At 69.4% G+C, this 19736-nt stretch carries 18 protein-coding genes and 1 pseudogene; 7 read left to right on the top strand and 12 right to left on the bottom strand.

The window, feature by feature from the left end:
• Positions 1-340: 340 nt before the first annotated feature.
• Entirely contained in the window at positions 341-742 is a 402-nt protein-coding gene (locus EV192_RS14370) for a rhodanese-like domain-containing protein (RefSeq protein ID WP_132115403.1), read from the bottom strand.
• On the bottom strand, positions 739-1257 hold the full coding sequence (locus EV192_RS14375) for a cysteine dioxygenase (RefSeq protein WP_165960388.1): 519 nt from the start codon (positions 1255-1257) through the stop codon (positions 739-741). Before EV192_RS14375 ends, EV192_RS14370 begins: the two co-directional genes overlap by 4 nt.
• 166 nt (positions 1258-1423) lie before the next feature.
• Between EV192_RS14375 and EV192_RS53800 the strand changes: the two genes are divergently transcribed.
• On the top strand, positions 1424-1795 hold the full coding sequence (locus EV192_RS53800; RefSeq protein ID WP_165960389.1) for a Na-translocating system protein MpsC family protein: 372 nt from the start codon (positions 1424-1426) through the stop codon (positions 1793-1795).
• Here the strand turns inward: EV192_RS53800 and EV192_RS55735 are convergent.
• Together EV192_RS55735 and EV192_RS54725 are read right to left on the bottom strand one after the other, a co-directional pair.
• Positions 1792-2668: pseudogene (locus EV192_RS55735) on the bottom strand (serine hydrolase). The gene EV192_RS53800 and the pseudogene EV192_RS55735 sit on opposite strands and share 4 nt — an antisense overlap.
• Positions 2669-2673: 5 nt before the next feature.
• Positions 2674-3546 (bottom strand): LysR family transcriptional regulator, encoded by an 873-nt coding sequence (locus tag EV192_RS54725; protein ID WP_132115407.1) that lies wholly within the window; start codon positions 3544-3546, stop codon positions 2674-2676.
• 76 nt (positions 3547-3622) lie between these two features.
• On the opposite strand from EV192_RS54725, the gene bla reads away from it, so the two are divergent.
• Complete coding sequence (gene bla / locus EV192_RS14395) at positions 3623-4534, top strand: class A beta-lactamase (RefSeq protein WP_132115409.1); 912 nt, start codon at positions 3623-3625, stop codon at positions 4532-4534.
• 1 nt (position 4535) lies between these two features.
• On the opposite strand, the gene EV192_RS14400 is transcribed toward bla, so the two are convergent.
• Positions 4536-4910: a YccF domain-containing protein gene (locus EV192_RS14400; protein WP_132115411.1), complete on the bottom strand. Its 375-nt coding sequence runs from the start codon at positions 4908-4910 to the stop codon at positions 4536-4538.
• 41 nt (positions 4911-4951) lie between these two features.
• On the opposite strand from EV192_RS14400, the gene EV192_RS14405 reads away from it, so the two are divergent.
• Positions 4952-5710 carry a PIG-L family deacetylase gene (locus EV192_RS14405; RefSeq protein WP_132115413.1) on the top strand — a complete coding sequence of 253 codons (759 nt, stop codon included), beginning with the start codon at positions 4952-4954 and terminating at the stop codon, positions 5708-5710.
• On the opposite strand, the gene EV192_RS14410 is transcribed toward EV192_RS14405, so the two are convergent.
• From EV192_RS14410 to EV192_RS14430, 5 genes are all read right to left on the bottom strand, one after another.
• Complete coding sequence (locus tag EV192_RS14410; RefSeq protein WP_132115415.1) at positions 5691-6719, bottom strand: LLM class flavin-dependent oxidoreductase; 1029 nt, start codon at positions 6717-6719, stop codon at positions 5691-5693. The two genes, EV192_RS14405 and EV192_RS14410, sit on opposite strands and share 20 nt — an antisense overlap.
• A gap of 119 nt (positions 6720-6838) precedes the next feature.
• Positions 6839-9367, bottom strand: coding sequence for a WD40/YVTN/BNR-like repeat-containing protein (locus tag EV192_RS14415; protein ID WP_132115417.1), 2529 nt, complete (start codon positions 9365-9367; stop codon positions 6839-6841).
• Positions 9368-9456: 89 nt separating this feature from the next.
• On the bottom strand, positions 9457-10656 hold the full coding sequence (locus tag EV192_RS14420; RefSeq protein WP_165960449.1) for a DUF1501 domain-containing protein: 1200 nt from the start codon (positions 10654-10656) through the stop codon (positions 9457-9459).
• A gap of 18 nt (positions 10657-10674) precedes the next feature.
• Positions 10675-11946, bottom strand: coding sequence for a DUF1800 domain-containing protein (locus EV192_RS14425; RefSeq protein ID WP_132115421.1), 1272 nt, complete (start codon positions 11944-11946; stop codon positions 10675-10677).
• 107 nt (positions 11947-12053) lie between these two features.
• Entirely contained in the window at positions 12054-12449 is a 396-nt protein-coding gene (locus tag EV192_RS14430; RefSeq protein WP_132115423.1) for a hypothetical protein, read from the bottom strand.
• A gap of 347 nt (positions 12450-12796) precedes the next feature.
• Between EV192_RS14430 and EV192_RS14435 the strand changes: the two genes are divergently transcribed.
• Both EV192_RS14435 and EV192_RS14440 read left to right on the top strand, forming a co-directional pair.
• Entirely contained in the window at positions 12797-13963 is a 1167-nt protein-coding gene (locus EV192_RS14435; RefSeq protein WP_207926051.1) for a 4-hydroxybenzoate 3-monooxygenase, read from the top strand.
• 30 nt (positions 13964-13993) lie between these two features.
• Positions 13994-15706 carry a methyltransferase gene (locus EV192_RS14440; protein ID WP_132115425.1) on the top strand — a complete coding sequence of 571 codons (1713 nt, stop codon included), beginning with the start codon at positions 13994-13996 and terminating at the stop codon, positions 15704-15706.
• On the opposite strand, the gene EV192_RS14445 is transcribed toward EV192_RS14440, so the two are convergent.
• Positions 15639-16304: a response regulator gene (locus EV192_RS14445; RefSeq protein ID WP_279493333.1), complete on the bottom strand. Its 666-nt coding sequence runs from the start codon at positions 16302-16304 to the stop codon at positions 15639-15641. The two genes, EV192_RS14440 and EV192_RS14445, sit on opposite strands and share 68 nt — an antisense overlap.
• A complete protein-coding gene (locus EV192_RS14450) occupies positions 16301-17896 on the bottom strand; it encodes a sensor histidine kinase (protein ID WP_243726843.1) in 1596 nt (531 codons plus the stop codon). The genes EV192_RS14445 and EV192_RS14450 overlap by 4 nt, the downstream gene beginning before the upstream one ends.
• A 163-nt stretch (positions 17897-18059) precedes the next feature.
• Here EV192_RS14450 and EV192_RS14455 point away from each other — a divergent pair, with 163 nt between their 5' ends.
• Positions 18060-18866: an ABC transporter ATP-binding protein gene (locus EV192_RS14455; RefSeq protein WP_132115427.1), complete on the top strand. Its 807-nt coding sequence runs from the start codon at positions 18060-18062 to the stop codon at positions 18864-18866.
• Positions 18856-19728, top strand: a complete 873-nt coding sequence (locus EV192_RS14460; RefSeq protein WP_481728863.1) for an ABC transporter permease — start codon at positions 18856-18858, stop codon at positions 19726-19728. The genes EV192_RS14455 and EV192_RS14460 overlap by 11 nt, the downstream gene beginning before the upstream one ends.
• Positions 19729-19736 lie beyond the last annotated feature (8 nt).

A 19736-nucleotide genomic window follows, 5' to 3' on the forward strand; every position in this document is an offset into this window, starting at 1 on the left:
AGCCACACCCATGCGCTAGCGCGCCAGGCCACACCCATGCGCTAGGCGCGCCACACCCAAGCGATGCGCTGGCGCGCCAGGCCACATCCATGCGCCTGCGCGCCAGGCCGCACCCAGGCGCTAACGCGCCGGAGCCACATCCATGGCTAGCGCGCCGGGCGCGCACTCCGTCGGGCCGGCCCGGGCCGGCACTCCACCCGCACCCGGCCCACGCTCCACCCGCACCCGCACCCGCACCCGCACCCGCGCTCGGCTTACACTCCACCTGCACTCAGCCCGCGCTCGGTTTGCACTCCGCTCGCGCTCGGTTTGTGCTCGGTTTGTGCTTGGCGCGCTCGGGTTAGGTTCCGTCCAGTCGGGACAGGATTGGGTAGCCGGCTTCTCGCCAGGCGATGAAGCCGCCGACTACGTCTCGGACTTGGGTGAGTCCTAACTGGAGTGTCATTTGGTGGGCCGCTAGGCTGGATGTGTAGCCTTCGTGGCAGATCAGGATGATTTCCTGGTCTTGGTTGTCGGGTTGTAGCTCCTTGATGTGCCAGGGGCTTGTTACGTCCAGGCGCCATTCCAGCACGTGTCGGGAGACTGGGACGGCGCCTGGGATCTCGCCGAACCGCCAGCGGTACTCGGTGGGCCGCAGGTCGATGAGGGTGGCGCCGTGGCGTAGGGCGTTGGCTGCCTGGGCGGGGCTGTAGCGGGCGATTTGGGCTCTGGCCTGCTCGAGCAGTCGTGATACCTCGTTCACGGCTGGTGCAAGGTCGCCGCTTGGGCTTCAAGCAGCGTCGTGTCGGGTTCCGGGGTGTCGCATTCGATCGCGCGTAGGTGATGCGTTCCGGTGGGCAGCCAGCAGTAGAAGTTCATCACCCGCAGGGGTGGTGAGTAGGCGTGGATCGAGATTGTCGGGTCCATTCCCACGTTCACCAGGTTGTGCAGGTAGTCGGCGCCGAAACCGACAGCTGTGCCGGTTGGATGTCGGCGGGTGCGCAGCGTGGCCGAGTTGATCGTGCCGAAGTCCTCCATGAGGGCGCCGCGGGCGATGGCGAAGGCGCCGACGCTGCCGCCGTGGTCGTGCAGGAGGGTGTCTTGGCCGATGTCCCAGCAGATCAGCCACACCTCGTGCTGATCATCTCGGCGTAACCGCAGGCAGTAGCGGTGGTCCAGGTCGAACCGGACCGCGGACAGCCAGATTTCGGGGGATTTCGCGATGTCGTCGACAAGGCGTCTGAGGTGCCGCACGGGCAGCACTGAATGTTCATCCACGAGACAAGCCCTTCCGCTTAGAACCCGCGGTGTCCTGGTCCGCCGGGACTCCGTCGCTCCAGGCCAGCGTGGGTTGTATCTCGCTCGAGTCCGTGCCGCCGCCACACCCGCCGTGTTCGGCGCGCAAACCACGGCACAGCCCGAACCCCCAATATATGGTGGCCAGGTGCGGATAACCAGGGCACAGCGCAACGCCGTCGCCGAAAAGATCACAAGTCTTGAGCGGGCGTTCTACGGTCGCGGCCCGCGGAACGTCAAGGTCTCGGTCAGCGACGACGATCCGATCAGCCTCGTGGTGCTGTCGGTGGACAGTCTCACCGTGGCCGACGCGGTGCTGAGCGAACGGGGTCACTTGGACGCCGTGATCCGGCACCACGACGCCCTGCACGAGGCGACCAAACAGGACTTCCTGGACGCCATCGAGCAGATTGTCGGCAGCCCGGTGTCGGCGTACCTGTCGCAGGTGCACCCGAACACCGGGTACGCGGTGCGCGTGTTCGTGTTCTCCGCCGACGGCGACTTCGACCAGGCGGACTAGGCTTGACCGCGCAGGTGGTCACGCAGTGTCCGGGCGACCCGGCCCATCAGGATCTCGGCCTCGGGCTGGACGGCGGCCGGCACGCGGGACTCGGTGAGCGCGGCGACCGCGAACCGCTGGCCGTCGGCGTGTTCGACCACGCCGACCTCGTGCCGGAGGTTGAGCAGCGTCCCGGTCTTGGACGACCACCTGGTGGCGTCGGAGCTGAACTCGGGGCCAAGTCGCCACCGGATCAGGTTGAGGCCCATCAGTTCGCGCACCCGGGCGGACACTGATTCGTCTATTGTGGACGGCGTCCAGAGCGCCTGGAGCAGGTCGACGAACGCGCGCGCCGAGCCTGAACTGGCTGATGTCGAGTTGCCGCACCGGATGGCCTTGGCCGGCCGTGGCGGCGTTGATGGCCAGGGTGTGGGCGAGGCGGACGTCGATGTGTTCGGCCGGGGTGTCGCTGAGTTCACCGACTGGGTGCCGGGCGGTGATCCCGGACAGGCCCCAGTCGCGCGTCATCCTGGTGACCTGGGCGGGCGGGGTGAGCTCGAACAGGGTGTCGGCCGCGACCTCGTCACTGATCGCCACGGCGAGGTACAGCAGGTCGTCGACGGCCACGCGCGCGGGATGCCGGAACCGGGCCAGCCCAGTCGGCCCCGGTGTGTCGATCCTCCCAGGCCGTACCTCGATCTGTGTGGACCCGTCCAACTCGCCGCGTCGGATCCGCTCCAAGGTCGCGGCCGTCAACGGGACCTTGACCAGCGACGCGCTCGGGAACTCCAGGTCGGGGTCGATCCCGACTTCCGTCCCGGTGCGCAGGTCGCGGACCAGAAACGAGCCGCGCAGGCCGCCGTTGTCCAGGTCGTCCCGCAGTCGGGCGAGCAGCCCGTTCACCGGACGCCCAGGCAGCGGCCGATCGCCGTACACAGGCGCGTGCGGAGACGTTGGGCGTCGTCGCCCAGCCCGGCCGCGACGTCGAAGCCGCGCGCGAGCCGGATCCCCCCGACCGACCGCCATTCCAGGCCGAGCTCCCGGGCCTGCTCCGCCGAGCACAGCAACAGGTCCGCCGACCCGTACACGCTGGCGGCCGCGGCGGTCAACGAGTCGGCCACGGTGACCTGCGCGGGCCGCAGCCCCACCGAGTCGCGGAGCTGGATCACCTGGTCGCGGATGTGCGGGACGTCGTCCTCGGGCTGGATCCAGACCCGGCGCGGCGGGCGGCTCGACCGGCCGGCCCGCAGGGTCTCCAGGTGGATCACGTCCGACGGCGGCGTGATCCCGCCCGCCAGGCCGAGCGGGACGGTCCAAACACCCTCGGACGCGGGGACCGCGGTGATCGCGGCCCGGACTTCGCGGGTGCGCACGAGTTCGGCTCGTTCACCTGGCCCGGCGGCCCGGAACTCCAGGAACACGTCGAGCGCCCGCGCCTCGGCGTCGAGTTCGGCGAGGCCGCGAGTGGTGCACGTGTCCGGCACCGCGAGCCGCAGCGGCCGCAGCTTGGCGCGCTTCGCGTCGTGTTCCATGGCGTCGGCGAGGTGGACGAGGCGCTTGGCCGACGGCAGCATGTCGCGCCCGAACGGGGTGAGCTGCGCCCGGCGGGTCGAGCGGTCGAACAGCCGCTCGCCGAGGTGCCGTTCCAGCGCGGCGATGCGGCGGCTGGCGACGGGTTGGGGGATACGGGCGAGCGCGGCGCCCGCGGTGAAACTCCCGGTCTCGCTGACGCTCACGAACGCCCTGCTGCCGCTGATCAGGTCCACGACCACATCTTATGCCGATTCAGCATGGAATTGTTCATTTCCGTCTTGGACAGCATGGAACGACTCGACGAGACTGCGGATGATGATCAGCGCCGAAAGGAATCCCGTGTCCCGTCGAGCCGTGCTCGCCGCTCTGACCGTCCTGTCGCTCGTCAGCTGCAGTACGGCCACGCCTGCCCAGCCACCGGCATCCACCCCAGTCGTGTCGACGCCCCCGAAGCAGCCGGACTTCGGCCGGCTCGAACGGGACTTCGACGCCCGACTCGGTGTGTATGCTGTAGACACGGCGAACGGACGTGAGGTCGCGTTCCGTGCCGACGAGCGGTTCGCCTACGCCTCCACCCACAAGGTGTTCACCGCCGGAGCCGTGCTGCAACGCATCCCCATCGGCGACCTTGAGCGCACGGTCAAGTACAGCCAGAACGACCTCGTCGCCAACTCGCCCGTCTCGGAAAAACAGGTCGCCACCGGGATGACGCTGCGCGCCGCGATGGACGCCGCCATCCGTTACAGCGACAACACCGCGGACAACCTGCTGTTCCGTGAACTCGGCGGACCCAACGGCCTGGCCGCAGCGGTACGGGCGACCGGCGACACCACGACCCACGTCGACCGGATCGAACCCGCGCTCAACGACACAGCGCCCGGCGACATCCGCGACACCAGCACGCCACGCGCGATGACAGCCACCATGCGCGCGTTCACCCTCGGAAACGCGTTGCCCGAGGACAAACGAACCATCCTCGTCGATCTCATGCGGGCCAACCAGACCGGTGGCACGGTGATCCGGGCGGGTGTGCCCGCGGGCTGGCAGGTCGGTGACAAGACCGGCACCGGCGGCTACGGGACCCGCAACGACATCGCCCTGGTCTGGCCGCCGCAACGGGCGCCTATCCTGCTCGCGATCCTGTCCGACAAGAAGGCGAAGGACGCGAAGACCGACGACAAGCTGATCGCCCAGGCCGCGGCCGCCGCGCTCGCCGCGTTTCAGTGACTCAGTCGGTGTACACGATCCGGGAGCCCAGCGGCACCAGCGAGACCGGGACCATCTTGAAGTTGGCCACCCCCAACGGGATCCCGATGACCGTCAGGCACAGCAGGATACCGGTGACCACGTGCATGACCGCCAGCCACCACCCGGCCACGACGATCCACAGGATGTTGCCGATCAGCGACGCCAGGCCGGCGTCCGCGCGCGGCACGATGGTCCGGCCGAACGGCCAGAACGCGTAGTTGGCGATCCGGAACGACGCCAGCCCGAACGGGATGGTGATGATCAGCAGACAGCAGAGGAAGCCGGCGAGCAGATAGCCGACGGCCATCCAGAATCCGCTGAGTACCAGCCAGATCACGTTCAGCAACACACGCACGGCGTCCATTGTGTCGTACCGTCCCGGTAGGGTCCGGACCCATGGCTACCTTGGTGACGTTCCACGCCCACCCCGACGACGAGTGCATCGCGTGCGGCGGCGTGATGCGCAAGGCCTACGAAGACGGCCACCGGGTCGTGCTCGTCGTGGCCACCCGCGGCGAACACGGCGAGCTGCACGGCACGCTCGACGAAGGCGAAGAGCTGTGGGAGCGCAGAGTGAAGGAAACCAACGCGGCGGCCGAGATCCTGGGCGCGTCCCGGGTCGAGTTCCTGGGGTACGTCGACTCCGGCATGATGGGTGACCCAACCAACGACCTGCCCGGATCGTTCTGGACCGCGGACGTGGAGGAAGCCGCCCAGCGGCTGGCGGCGATCCTGACCGACGAGGACGCGGACGTCCTCACCATCTATGACGACTACGGCACGTACGGCCACCCGGACCACATCAAAGTGCACCACGTGGGCAAGCGCGCCGGCGAGATCGCGGGCACCCAGCGGGTCTACCAGCACGCGGTGAACCGTGACCTGGTGATGGCCGGCGACGCCCCGCCGGAGATCACCGAGGACCCACACTTCGGTAAGCCGGAGGCGATGCTCACGGCGGCCGTGGACGTGTCGGCGTTCGCGGACCACAAGCGCAAGGCGATGCGGGCGCACGCCAGCCAGATCGACGAGGAGTCGTTCTTCCTGGCCATGCCGGACGACGTGTTCCAGGTGGCGTTCGGCACCGAGTGGTTCATCCGCGAGGGTCAGGGCCCGGGGATCACCGAGACGGACATCATGGGTGGTCTGAAGTAGCGCGCCAGCCGAGGGCCGGGCCGAGCTTGGTCGCGATGTCGGTGAGGATCTGCACGTAGTCCTCGTGGTCGAAGGTGAACGGCAGGGCGAACGCGACCTCGTCGACCAGTTGGAAGCCGGCGTGGGCGTACAGCTGTTCGGCGATCTGGTCGGACGTGCCGACGAGGTCACGGGCGAACAGCAGCCGGCGCGGCCCGTGCGTCTCGGAGGTGCGTGGCGTGCGTCTGAGCACGAACTCCTCGTACTTCGCGCGCTGCTCCGCGGTGGCCGTGTCGGTCGGGATGACCACGAGTCCTTGGGAGACGCGGGCCTTGTCGCCGTCGGGGTGGTGTGCGCGGAACGTCTGGATCTGGACGCGCTGGATTTCGGCGAAGTCCAGCGTGTCCTCGGCCTGCACCACGTTGCTGCTCAGGAAGTTCATCCCGTGTTCGCCGGCCCATTTCGCCGACCGGACGCTGCCACCGCCGTACCAGACGCGTTGGCCCAGCCCTCGGGCGTGCGGCTGGACGCGGTCGGAGAACACCTCGAAGCCCTCGGTGCCGCTGTACGTGGTGACCGGTTCGCCGCGGATGTGGCTCAGCAGCCGTTCCACTCGGGCGTAGCTGAAGTCCTCGACGTCGGCGGTGTCCGGGTACAGGGCGTGTTTGACCTGGTCGTAGTGGATGGGCGGGCCGACACTGATGCCCGGGTTGAGCCGCCCGCCCGAGAGTACGTCGACCGTGGCCAGGTCCTCGGCCAGCCGCAGCGGGTTCTCCCAGCCCAGCGGGATGACCGCGGTGCCCAGGTGGATCCGGCTGGTGCGCTGGCTGGCCGCGGCCAGCACGGCGACCGGCGACGAGATGCCGTACTGCAGGTGCCGGTGCCGCACCCACGCACTGTCGAAGCCGAGTTCCTCACCGAGCTGGATGACGTTCAGCGTCGACTCGTGGCCGCGCCGCGGATCGTCCGCGTCGAACAGCCCGATGGTGAGGAAGCCCAGCTTGCGCAGCGGTTCCGACGGCAGCGGCACAGCGATCCCTCCACATCCACGGGCGGCACCCCCATTCTGGCAAGAGACGGCCTGGCGGGGAGGGGTGATCCACTGGGTGGAACGCTGCCTGGCGGCCGATGCCGCCAGGCAGCGCGGTGTCACCGCACGGACAGTTGCCAGAGGCCACGGCCGTGGGTGGCCGCGACGACCGCGTTTCCGTTGGGGGACAGGGCAAGGCCGTTGACGACGCTGCCCGGCAGGCCGACGCCCAACCGGGACCACCTGGCCGCGTGGTCCGCGTCCGCCACGAACATCCCGGTGTCGGTGGCCAGCACGAGCTTGCCGTGCGTGAACACCAGGTCATCCCCTGGCGTGTCGGGCAGGTTGCCGGAGATGTCGGTCCAGTGCGCGCCGCCGTCGCGGGACTCGAACACGTGGCCCACGCCGCCACCGGGGATCCAGTGCCGGGAGTAACCGCTGTATACAGCGTACACATGGCCGGCGTCGTGCGGGTCCACACGGAGCGACGCGAGGAACCGCTGCGGCAGGTTCGGCGCGGTCACCGTGTGCCACGTCCCACCGTAGTTCGTGTCGATGCCACTGGCGAACGCCGGACCCGGGTTGCCGCCACCGGCCACCCACCCGGCGTACGTGGTCGACCCGTTCACCGTGAGCGCGGTCGCCAGGCGCGGTGCGCCGTTGGACCCCTTGCCCAGGTCGTGCACGTTCTTCCAGTCACAGCCGTCCGAGTGGCAGCGGGTGGTCCACGCCGCGTGGTCGTCCCACACGAACTCGCCACCGGCGACCCAGTGGTTCGGGTCGGTCACGTCCGCGGTGAAGGGGGCGATGAACCGCGCGGTCGGGTCGCACCCTGGCATCGTGCCCGGGTCGTCCGGGTTGCCGCCGCAGACCGGGCTGATCGTGCGGAACGTGTGGCCGCCGTCGGTGGTCACGTACATCGCCAGGTTCACGTATTCGCCGACGGAGTTGTTGCCGTTGCGCGGATCCACGAGCACCTGGCCGCCGTCGCCGCCGGCCGGCTGGATCATGGTGGACGCGTTCCGACCGAGCAGCACCGACGTGCCGTTGTCCTGCAGGCCGCCCCAGTAGGCGGTCCGGCCGCCGGGCAGACTGCCGGTTCCGGCGCCGTAGTACTGCAGGTTGTGCAGGGTGGCGTTGGTGTTCGTCCAGTCGCCGTACCCCTGGTGGCCCAAGGGGCGGTGCCAGACGCCGCCGTCGCTGCCGATCCAGACGTGCCCGTTCACGACCGCCAGCGCGTGCTGGTCCGGGTGGGTCGTCTGGGGACAGTTCGGGTTGCAGGGCAGCCGGAGGTTCCAGTACGGGCCGGCGGCCTGGAACGTCCGGCCGCCGTCGGTGGTCTCGAAGACCTCCTCCAACGAGACGTACACGTGGTTCGGGTTCGCCGGATCGACCGTGATCGCCTGGTTGTACCAGGCCTGGACGCCGACGTGGAAGCCGTCCTGGTACAGCAACGCCGACCCGGAGTGGTCCAGTGAGTCGGAGTCCCCGACCTTCCGCCACGGCCCGGCCGGGTCGCCGTTGGCCGAGACGAAGACGCCCTGCAGCACGGTGTCCCCGCCACTGGCCTGCAGCGTCGGTGACTGCACGATGGCCCAGAGCTGCTTGCCGTCGCCGGTCCAGGAGAGCGTGGTGCGGCCGATGTCGCCGGCGTTCAGGTCGCCGGTCGGGTGCACCAGGCTGAACGACCCAGGCGCGCCGCCTGCGTTCGACACGTACAAACCGTTGTACGACAGGTCATCCGGCGCGGTCCCGCCACGCCAGCCGATGGTGGTGAGCACGGTCTGACCGCGGACCTGGACGTCCGTGGTGAAGTTCGTGCGGTACGGCGAACGGGTGGGGTTCGGGTCGGGCGCGAACACCTGCTGCCACGGACCATAGGTGCTCGGCGAGTGCCGCCACAGGCCGTGCGTGGTGGCCGCGAAGATCGTGCCGTCGCCGGCTCGGGTGAGTCGGAAGATCTGCGAGCCGTCGATCTCGTCGCCGCCGACCTTGCGGTAGAACGTGCCGAACGTGTCCGAGACGTACACCCCTTGGCCCGCGTAGGAATCCGAGCTGGTGTTGGCCTCGCCGGTGCCGACCCAGACGCGGTGCGCCCGGTCGACGAGCACCGCGCCGACGGACTGGCTGCCCAGCCCGCCCCACGCCGGCCACCAGTGGCCGCCGTTGTCGAATGTCCGCCACACACCGCCGTCGGCCGTGCCGGCGTAGATCACCCGGCTGTCCGGGGCGAGCGCGGTGATTCGACCGGCCACCAGGCCCCAGCCGGCGCCGGCGTTGGACTCGACGGGGTCGGTGTAGCCCGCCGGCTCGGACTGGTACGGCTGGCCGGTCACTTCCTGCCACTGGCCGCCCGCCACCGGCAGTCTGGCGCCGTCGGCCAGCGCGGTGCTGACCGCCGCGGCCGGTACCGACGTGCCGGGGGCGATTCGCTGGTTGGCGAATTCCTCGGCGCGGTCGGCGATCTCGCCGGCGTCGTGGTCCTCTTCCACGATCGAAAGGCCGTGGTGGTGCGTGGCCGCGTACCGCGCGGGCGATGGCGGTACGAGACGGTCCGAAGTGGCGTTCGCTGTCGACGATGTCAGAATTGTCGTGGTCATCACGGTCAAAGCCGCGATGACCGTTACTAACCGTCCCTGCCCATTCATTGGGGACTCCCTCGCGTGCCGATGAGCAGAACCATCGGAGGCTAGGCTCTTTCGGGCAGGATGAGTGCCGCCATCCGTTGGGTTTCCGGTCAGGGGAGCAGGGCGTCCAGCCGGCCGGGGTGGTCGCCGAGGATCGGGCCTGGGTCGGTGCCGAGGACGCGGTCGATCAGGGTGGCGTAGATGTCCCGGAAGTCCGTGGTCTCCTTGAGGTCGCCCTTGTCCAGGTCGGTCAGGCTGGGTTGCTGGCCGTGGAAGCCGCCGTTGACCCGGGGGCCGAGGACGAACGCGGGGCCGGCGGTGCCGTGGTCGGTGCCGTCGCTGGCGTTGGCCTGGACGCGCCGGCCGAACTCGGAGTAGACCAGCACGACCACGTCCTTGCCGCGGTCGGACTTGCCCATCCGCTCGACGAACGCGGTCAGCGCACTGTCCAATGAGGACAAAAGGCGTTGCTGGGTGCCGCGTTCGTCGGCGTGGGTGTCGAAGCCGCCGAGGGACACCGAGTACGCCCTGGTCGGCACGCCTGTCTCGATCAGACCGGCGACCAGGTCCAGTTGGGTGCCCAGTGCGCTGGCGCCTTTCTGTTGCTTGGCGTGCGCGTCACCGAACGTCTTGGCCGCCTCGGACAGGTCGGTGATGGACTTCGCGGCGCGCGCGTAGTCCGTGCCTTCGCCTGCCTGCGGTTTGCCCAGCGCGAGGAAGGACTGGCCGAGCGCGCCCTTGGGGATCTGCAGGCCGGACGGCGGCAGGCACGCGCCCGCGGCCCGTTCCCCGGCCAACAGTGGCGGCAGCACCGGCTCGACCGACAGGGCCCGCAGCGGGTCGTCGCCGGTCACGTCGAGCCACCGGCCCAGCCAGCCGGTCCGGCCGGGCGACTGCGGCGACGCGGTCTGCCAGATGGCCATCGACCGGAAGTGACTGTGGTCCGGTTGCGGGTAGCCGACCCCGCGCACGATGGCGAGGTTCTTGGTGTCCCACAGTTTCCGCATGCCCTTCAGGCCCGGGTTCAGCCCGAGCCCCTCGCCGAGGTCGAGCACCTCCTCCGGTTTGTACGCCAGGTCCGGCCGGGCGTCCTGGTAGGCCCGGTCCGCCGCGGGGACCACCGTGTTCAGGCCGTCGTTGCCGCCGTACAGCGTGACGACGACCAGCACACCCGCGCCGGGTGGCAGCGGGTCGTGCTGGGCCGCGGCCAGCAGGTCGGACCAGTTGACCTGGGTCGCGCCGACGGCCAGCGCGCCGGCCGCGGTCACCCCGGTCCAGGTGAGGAACCGACGGCGGGTCACCGACTTCAGACCGTCCACTTGAGACTCCTAGCTGATCACGTACTCGGGCGCGCACACGGCGACGGACGCCAGCTGCGCCGGCTGGTGGGCGAGTGGGGTCAGGGCCGCCCGGGTCCGGTCGCTCCACGCGCCGACCCCCAGCAGGGTCCCGATCGCGGTCACCGGGTCGCCGGACAGCGCGGCCAGGTCGGCGTGCGGGGTGAGCAGCCGGGCCAGCTGCAGCCGGGCCAGACCGGCCGCGGTGGTCAGCCACGCGCCGCCGGCCGGCCAGCCGCCGACACTCGGCGGCAGGAACGGAACTTGGCCCATTCCGCGCAGCCCGGCCAGCAGTTTGGTCTGTTCGTCGGCGGGCAGCGTGGCCGGCCGGATCTTGAACGCCCGCATCACCCCGACCGCCCATTCGACCGGTTGTTTGACGATCGTGCTCCCGTCGTCGCGGAAGGCCGGCTCGGCGGCCAACGCCCTCAGCAGCGCCCGGATGTCACGGTTCGGGCCGTACGCGCCGGTGAGCCGGGCGAGGACGTCGTCGGCTGGGGGAGTGCCGCTGACTAGCCGCTGCCACAGCCGCCGCGCGACGAACTTCGGTGACGCGGGACTGGTGACCAGCACGTCGACCAGGGAGTGCGCGTCCAGCGGGCCGGTGTGGCCGATGACTGTTTTGTCCTTGTTGTCGTGTTGCTTGGGGACGAGCGTGACGGCCAGGGTGTCCCGGTCGATCTTCCAGCCGGTGAGCGCGCGGGCCGCCGCCCGGACATCGTCCTCCGTGTAGTTGCCGACACCGAGCGTGAACAGCTCCATCAGCTCACGGCCGAGGTTCTCGTTCGCGGCCTTCGCGGTGTTCTTCTGGCCGTCCAGCCACACCAGCATCGCCGGATCCACGACCATCGCGTTGGCCAGCACCCCGAAGTCGCCCAGGGCGTGCTGCCGCTGGGTCTGGTTCTGCGCCAGCATCATCCTGGCACTCTTGACCTTCTGCGCACTGGTGGCGAAATGCCCGTGCCAGAACCAGGTCATCCGCTCCACCAGCGGACTGTTCGTGGCGACCATCCGGTCCAGCCACCACAGCGTGATCGCCTGCTGGTCCGTGCGGACCTGCTGGGCCTCCTGCTGTTTGGCGGCCTTGTCCTTGCCGGGTTTGGGTTCCGGGCCGAGCGTGGGCGGCGGTGGGGCGCCCGGGTCGTCGGCGGCGGACAGGAACGCGTCCACCGTCCGGCCGGAGTCCAGCTCGCCAGGACGCGGTCCGAACCCGAACCGTTCGAACAGCCGCCGCGCCGCGGCCCGGTCCCCGATCACAGCCATGAACCGAGTGTCGTGACGTCATGGGCACGCCCGCAATCATTCGCAGGTCCCCGTACACAACTCTTACAAACGGTACCCGTCGCCCACCGTAGTCACCGTGTCACGGATCAGAAGTGGTCGGCGTCGGTGAGCTCACCCTCGAACGTGTCGGCCTGGGCGACCACCATCTCCAACGCCCTGGTGAACTCCGTGATCACGCTCTTGTCCGTCAACGGCACCGCGTGCTTCAGCAGGGCCACGCCGTCCACCACGGCCGCGCCGCCGACCAGGCACGTTCCCGCCAGTTCGAGGAAACGACCCAGCTCGATCTTGTCGGCCCAGCCGACCGGGGACGAGATCTCCAGCCAGGCGCCGCCCGCGGCGGCGTCCACCACGTGGTGCACCGAGACCTGCTGGGTCCGGTCGCCGTCCGCGTCGAGCCGGAACCGCAGCCAGCCGTCGGCCTCTTCCAAGACCTCATACCGGGTACGGACGTAGTTGATGACATCGGTCCAGGTGGTCACGCGCAGAGCATCTCATGCCCCGCCGACAGGAGTCCGCAGCCACACCCGCCTGGAAACTCCTCGCCGAGGATGTTGTCGATCATCGTTCGGGGTGAAGGTGGTCAGTGACGCCTGACCTACGGCTCGTTCACCGGTACTCGTGCTGGGGCCGATCTGTTGTGCCGTAGGCAAAGCCACCGTGCGCGTGCCGAAGTACGACGCCGGCGACCGCACGCCGTAGACACGATGGAGTGATCGATTTCCGTGCGTCCGGCGTGTTGTCGGTCCGGACGGCGGTCGATGCTGTGCAGTGTCGCCCACGCGTCAGCGCGTCTCGGAAAAGTCGTACGTTGGAGAGGGAGACAAGCGTGGTCGACGACACGGCCGTGCTCATCGTGGGCGCCGGTCCGGCCGGGCTCGTCCTGGGCAACCTGTTACTCGCCGAGGGGGTCGACACCCTGATCGTGGAGCGTGCCGACCGGGCGCGCGTCCAGGCCAGGGCCAGGGCCGGGTTCCTCGGCCCGAACAGCGCCCGGATCCTGACCGAGCATGGCCTCGGCGCCGGTATGCTCCACAATGGACGTCCACATGGGACATGCGCGTTCCGTTACGCGGACGGTGAGTTCGAACTCGACTACGGCACGCTCGGCCCAGGCGAGCCGCACACCGTCTACCCACAACAGGACCTCGTGACGGACCTCGTCGCCGAGTATCTCGACCGCGGCGGCGACCTGCGGTTCGGGGTCACCGTCACCGATGTCGACCCGCACACGGGCGCTGTCGCCTACCGCGACGCGAACGGTGCCGGCCAGGCCACGGCCCGGTTCCTTGCCGGCTGCGACGGCGGCAACGGCGTCACCCGCACTGCCATCCCGGCGTGCTCGGTTCGCCGCCACGCCCGCGACCACGGTACCGCCTGGCTGGCTGTCCTCGCCGAGGCGCCGCAGAGCATGTCGGCGGTCACGTACGCGATCCACGACAACGGATTCGCCGGCCACATGGCCCGCGGCCCCGAAGTGACCCGCTACTACCTGCAGGTTCCGCCCGGTGACGACGCCGTGGCCTGGACCGACGAACGGATCTGGGCCGAACTGAACACCCGCATGCGGACCGAGGTGTTCGGACCGCTCCGCCGCGGCCGGATCACCGAACGGCGCGTCGTGCGTCTCCGCTCGGAAGTGGTCGACCCCATCCACCATGCCCGGCTGTTCCTTGTCGGCGACGCCGCCAGCGTGATCAGCCCGTCCGCGGCCAAAGGCGCCAATCTGGCGATCATGCAGGCCGAGGTGCTGGCGGGCGCCCTCGCCGCCGCGATCAACCACGGCGACGACAGCGCGCTGGCCGCGTATTCGCGCACCTGCCTGCCCCGCATCTGGCGGGCACAGGAGTTCTCCCACTGGATGATCGACCTGCTGCACGGTCCGGCCGGGCCGGACCAGGGCTATCAGCTCGGACTGCGCCGTGCCCGGTTGCGTAGCCTGCGCGACTCGCGCGCCCACCAGCACCTGTTCGCCGAACACTACGTCGGCATCTGACCAGCGAAAGCCACCATGACCATCACCCGTATGCCTGTTGTTGCCGATGCTGACCTCGCTCGCCTCATCTCGGCCAGGGAACTCGTCCGTGCCCATGACACCGACTCGGTCATCGCGGCGGCGATTCCGTCGCTGAGTGAAGAGAACCGCGCGGCCATGGCCCGGCATGTGACCCTGGTCCACGTCGCGCTGCTCATCTTCCCCGACATCCTCGACGGACTGGCCGAGGTCCTGGCCCGGCATGGCGTCGACGTGGTCACCACGACGCCCAGCGTGGTCGTCCGCGACCGGCTCAGCACCAGATATGCCGTGCCCGTCGTGGACCTGAAGGTCGACATCCTGCGCGCCCGGGTCACCGACCGCACCGGTCGGCTGTGCCAGGTGGAGATCTTCGCCCTGGCCACGACGCCGGAGTTGGCGTACATCGCCGAGGACGAACGCGCACACAACCGGGAGAACCACGTCGCGTTGGCCGTGCCGCGGGCGGATCCCGTCCTGTTGGGCGGGTTGCGCGCGTCGGTCGCCGGCCTGATGCGCCCGGACGGTGGTGGCTACAACCACCACGAGAACTCCACCGTCCTGTACTTCCGGGACCCCGACCACCCCGACCCGGCGTTCCGCCGGCTGGAGTTGATCAGTGCGGGCCTTTTCCCGCATCTGCTCACCACCCACCAACGCCAGTCCGGGCCGGGGACCGAACTGCTGCGGCTGATGACCGGGGCGTGGGCCACCCAGGCCATCACGGCCGCCGCCCAACTGCGCCTGCCCGACCACCTCGGCACGGTTGCCGACCTGGCCGGCCTGGCCGCGGCCACCGGCGCCGACCCGGACAGCCTGGCCAGGCTGCTGCGTTACCTCACCGTGCTCGGCATCGTCCGCACCGCGGGGGACCGGCACACCCTGACGGAACTGGGATCGCTGCTGCGATCGGACGTCGACGGCTCGATGCGACCGCTCGCGTTGATGTACGGCGGCCCGTTCTACCAGTCGTTCGCCGGGTTGACCGAGGCGGTCCGCACCGGCGAGGAGTCGTACGCGAAGGTCTTCGGCGCCCACCACTTCGTCCACATGGCCGCCGATCCTGGCCTCGCCGAGGTGTTCCACCAGTCCATGGCCGCGAGCAACGCCATGTTCACCAGTGTCACCCAGGTCGTCGATTTCTCCACCGCACGCACGGTCGTCGACGTGGCGGGCGGGAACGGTGAACTCCTGTACCGGATCCTGGCCGCCAACCCGGGCCTGCGAGGTGTCCTGATGGACCGTCCGCACGCCCTGGCCGTGGCCGAGTCGACCCTCGCGCCCGTGACTGACCGGTGCACCCTGGTGTCCGGTGACTTCACCGAGTCGGTTCCCGGCACCGGCGACGTCTACCTGCTGTCCCGCGTGCTGCACGACTGGGACGACGCGCAGTGCCGCACGATCCTGTCCACGTGTGCGGCGAACATGCCTCAGCACGCGGAGTTGCTCGTGATCGAACGTCTGCTCCCGGAGTCGCCGGATCCCGATTCCCTGGCTGTTCCCTGGGACGTGCACATGATGTGCAACACCGGCGGCAAGGAACGCACCCAGGCTCACTACCGTGCTTTGCTGGCTGAAGCGGGGTTCGAGCTCGTCGATGTCCGCCCACTCGCGCTGGACGCGTACGTCCTACGCGCTCGCCGTGCGGGACCCGAGACTACGGCTCGATCCACTGGTACTCGTGCTCAGGACGACCTGTTGTGCCATAACGCAAAGTCATGGTGACCTGGCCGTCCTGCGCGAGCGCGGTCAGGTATCGCTGGGCGGTGGCGCGGGCGATGCCCAGCAGTGCGGCGATCTCCGCGGCCGACGCCGGCCGTCCGTGGTCCCGTAGCCCGTTGGCGACGACCCGGGCGGTCGCCGCCGACCGTCCCTTGGGCGTCTCGCGGCGGTCCCGTTCGTGCAGCAGCCGAACCGCCCGGTCGATGTCGGCCTGGGTGGCCGTCCGGTCGCTCGACGACAGTTGGGCGTGGTAACGCGAGTACGCGTTCAACCGCTCGGCCAGGTCCTCCGCGTCGAACGGCTTCACCAGGTAGTTCAACGCACCCGCGGCGAACGCGGCCCGCACGGTGGGCACGTCGGACACCGCGGTCAGCATGATCACATCCACAGTGGTGTCCCGCAGGAACAGCAGCCCGGACTCGCCCGGCAGGTAGTTGTCCAGCAGCACCAGGTCCGGCGACAACTCGGCGACCTTCTGGCGGGCGTTCGCGGCCGTGTGCGCGACCCCGACGACCGTGAACCCGGAGACCCGCCGGACGAAGTCCGCGTGCACCATGGCCACCCGAATGTCGTCCTCGACGATCAGCACCCGAATCGTCACCGCACGTCCTCCAGCGTCGGTTCGAGCGCTTGCGGCAACTGCGCGACGAACAACGCGCCGCCGCCGGTCCCGCCGGGATTCGCCAGCCGGACGTCCCCGCCGAGGCTGCGCGCCGCCTGCAAGGTCAACGCGAGCCCGAGCCCATGCCCCGGTTCGTCCTTTGTGGACACGCCGTCGGTGAAGACGGAGTCCGCCAGGTCCGCGGGCACCCCGGCACCCGAGTCGGTCACGGCCACGTGCAGCGTGGTGCCGTCGGCCACCAGGTCGACCTCCACCACGGCCGGCCGGCCGGGCCCGCGCCGGGCCGCCTGCAGCGCGTTGTCCACCAGGTTGCCGACCACGGTCGTCACCTCGACCGGTGCGACCACTTTGGACGGAACCCAGCTGTTCTCGCCGATCTTCAGCCGGACGCCCAGTCCGGCCGCGGTCGCCGCCTTCGCGGCCAGGAACGCCTGCAGGTACGGGTCGTCGATCATGTCCGACCCGATCAGGGTGATCGCCCCCGCGGACATTGCCCGCAGGTACTCGGCGGCTTCGGCGTAGTGCTGGGTCCGCACGAGCCCGGACAACGTGTGCATCCGGTTGGCGAACTCGTGCCGTTGCGCCCGCAACGCGTCTGTCAGCTCACGGGTCGAGTCGAGTTCCCGCGTCAGGGTTTCCAGGTCGGTACGGTCCCGCAGGGTCAACACCCCACCGAGGTCGAAGTCGCCTTTCCGGACCTCACGGTAGTTCGCCACCAGTACCCGGTCGCCGGCCACGGTCACCAGGTTGTCCACCCGCTCACCGGCTTCGAGCGTGGCCCGCAGCCGGGGCGGCAGGTCCAGTTCGGACACATGCGTCCCAGGTGGCGCGTCCAACCGCAACAGCCGCCTGCTCTCCGTGTTGCACACCGAGATCCGGCCCGACGCGTCCACCGCCAACACCCCCTCCCCGATGCCGTGCAGCACGGCCTGATGCTCCTGCATCAACTCGGCCAGCTCGTGCGGCTCCAACCCCAGCGTCCGCCGCTTCAATAATCGGATCAACAGCAGCGCGCCACCCACGCCCAGCAGCAGCGCCCCGCCGCTGAACAGCCCGACCGTGCCGAGTTGGCTCTGTCGCGCCGCGTCGATCTCGGTGGCGCTGATCCCGAGGCTCACCTCGCCGACGATCGTGCCCGAGTGGTCGCGCAGCGGCACCTTCCCCCGGGCGGACAGGCCGAGCGTCCCGCGTTCGATGTTGGTGACCTCCTTGCCGGCCAGCGCCGCGCTCGGGTCCGTACTCACCGGCTGGCCGATCTGGTCCGGGTTCGGGTGCGCCAGGCGGATGCCCTTCTCGTCCGTCACCACCACGAACAGGGCGCCGGTGGCGAGCCGGGCGCTCTCCGCCGTGGCCTGGACCAGTCGCTGGTCGTCGGCGGCCACCGCGTCACCGAGGGCGACGTTCGACGCCACCACCCTGGCCATGTCCAGGGCGCGTTGCTCGAACTGGTCGCTGAGCTCGCTCGACTCCGTCCAGACCGCCATCACCGCGCCGACCACCAGTACCAGGGCCAGCAGGCCGATCTGCAGGACCAGCACCTGGCGTAAGAACGGCATCTTCGCCCTCGCCATGCGCTGACCGTACGTGCCGACGCCGGCATTGCCCAAACCCGCGAGCAAAACGCGCAGAACGCGGAGAACATTCGTTGCGCGAACAACGCGGCAAAGCCTCGCGACCCGCCAGCGCGCACTTACCGTTCACGCCCAACACAATCTACGACAACGGAGTTGGGCGATGGATTCTCCGCTGGTCGAACTGCGGGGGGCGACGAAACGCTTCCCGACCGGCACGGGCGGGACGCACACCGCGGTCCGTGACCTCACGCTCACGCTGCGGCACGGCGAGTTCGTCGCGGTCGTCGGCCCGACCGGGTGCGGCAAGTCGACCACGTTGTCCCTGGTCTCCGGCCTGGAACCGGCGTCGGCGGGTGAAGTGCTCGTCAACGGCGCACCGGTTCGCGGCATTCCGGCCGGAGTGGGCTACATGTTCCAGAACGACGCCGTGCTGCCGTGGCGGTCGGTGCTGGACAACGTCGCCGCCGGTCCGCGGTATCGAGGCACACCGAAAGGGAAAGCCCGGGAGCAGGCCCGGGAATGGGTGCGCCGGGTCGGACTCGGCGGGTTTGAGGGCTATTACCCGCACCAGTTGTCCGGCGGGATGCGCAAGCGGGTCGCGCTCGCCCAGACGCTGGTGAACGAGCCGTCGATCCTGCTGATGGACGAGCCGTTCAGCGCGTTGGACGTGCAGACCCGGGCGTTGATGCAGGACGAGTTGCTGCGGCTGTGGTCCGGGACGGGCGCCGCGGTCGTGTTCGTCACACACGACCTGGAGGAGTCCGTCGCGTTGGCCGACCGCGTGGTGGTCATGACCAGCAGCCCGGCCACGGTCAAGGCGACGTTCGACGTGCCGCTGGAGCGGCCCCGCAAAGTCGAGCAGGTCCGCCTCACCCGGGAGTTCCTGGAGATCTACCGGGAGATCTGGGACTCGTTGCGGGAAGAGGTCGAGAAGGCCCGAGAGGAGCAGGCCAACCGTGTCGCGTGACACCCTGGAAGCGTCTACTTTGGACAACGTCGAGCCGAAAACCGAAGGGCGCACGGTGAAGTCCGCGTTCCGGCGGCGCCGCGGCATGATCTGGACGATCCGGGTCGCGTTGGTCGTCCTCTGGCTCGCCAGTTGGGAACTGACGGCCACGTACCTGATCGACCCGTTCTTCTACTCCAAACCCAGTGCGGTCTGGCACAAGCTCGTCGACTGGTTCACCGGCGGCACCAGCCAGGGATCCATCTGGGAACAGATCGGGTACACGCTGCAGGAGGCGGTCGCCGGGTTCCTGCTCGGCGCGCTCGCCGGCGTGGTGCTCGGCATCCTGTTGGGCCGCAGCCGCCTGCTGGCCGACATCTGCGCGCCCTTCATCAAGGCCGCGAACGCCGTGCCGCGGATCGTCCTGGCGGCGCTGTTCGTGATCTGGTTCGGCCTGGGCATGTCGTCGAAGATCGCGACCGCGTTCGTCCTGGTGTTCTTCGCCGTGTTCTTCAACGCGTTCCAGGGCGCCCGCGAAGTCGACCGCAACCTCATCAACAACGCCCGGATCCTCGGCGCGGGCCGCCTGCACGTGCTGACCACGATCGTGGTGCCCAGCGCGACCTCGTGGATCCTCGCGTCGCTGCACACCGCGTTCGGGTTCGCCCTGATCGGCGCGGTCGTCGGCGAGTTCACCGGCGCCGACAAGGGCCTCGGCCTGCTGATCAACCACTCGCAGGGCACGTTCGACAGCGCCGGCATCTACGCCGGGATGATCGTGATCACCGTGATCGCCCTGCTCGCCGAATGGCTGCTGACCGTCGCCGAGAACAGGTTGCTGAAGTGGCGCCCGCCATCCATCACCACAGGACTCCAGATCTAGGGAGAGAC

It is taken from the genome of Actinocrispum wychmicini, from assembly GCF_004345645.1.
Taxonomy (GTDB): Bacteria; Actinomycetota; Actinomycetes; order Mycobacteriales; family Pseudonocardiaceae; genus Kibdelosporangium; species Kibdelosporangium wychmicini.

What these genes read in the sequence shown, in the direction of transcription:
- bla (WP_132115409.1), top strand. Translation starts at nt 3,623, where the DNA reads ATGATCAGCGCCGAAAGGAATCCCGTGTCCCGTCGAGCCGTGCTCGCC.
- EV192_RS14405 (WP_132115413.1), top strand. Translation starts at nt 4,952, where the DNA reads ATGGCTACCTTGGTGACGTTCCACGCCCACCCCGACGACGAGTGCATC.
- EV192_RS14415 (WP_132115417.1), bottom strand. Translation starts at nt 9,367, where the DNA reads ATGAATGGGCAGGGACGGTTAGTAACGGTCATCGCGGCTTTGACCGTG.
- EV192_RS14425 (WP_132115421.1), bottom strand. Translation starts at nt 11,946, where the DNA reads ATGGCTGTGATCGGGGACCGGGCCGCGGCGCGGCGGCTGTTCGAACGG.
- EV192_RS14440 (WP_132115425.1), top strand. Translation starts at nt 13,994, where the DNA reads ATGCCTGTTGTTGCCGATGCTGACCTCGCTCGCCTCATCTCGGCCAGG.
- EV192_RS14450 (WP_243726843.1), bottom strand. Translation starts at nt 17,896, where the DNA reads ATGGCGAGGGCGAAGATGCCGTTCTTACGCCAGGTGCTGGTCCTGCAG.
- EV192_RS14455 (WP_132115427.1), top strand. Translation starts at nt 18,060, where the DNA reads ATGGATTCTCCGCTGGTCGAACTGCGGGGGGCGACGAAACGCTTCCCG.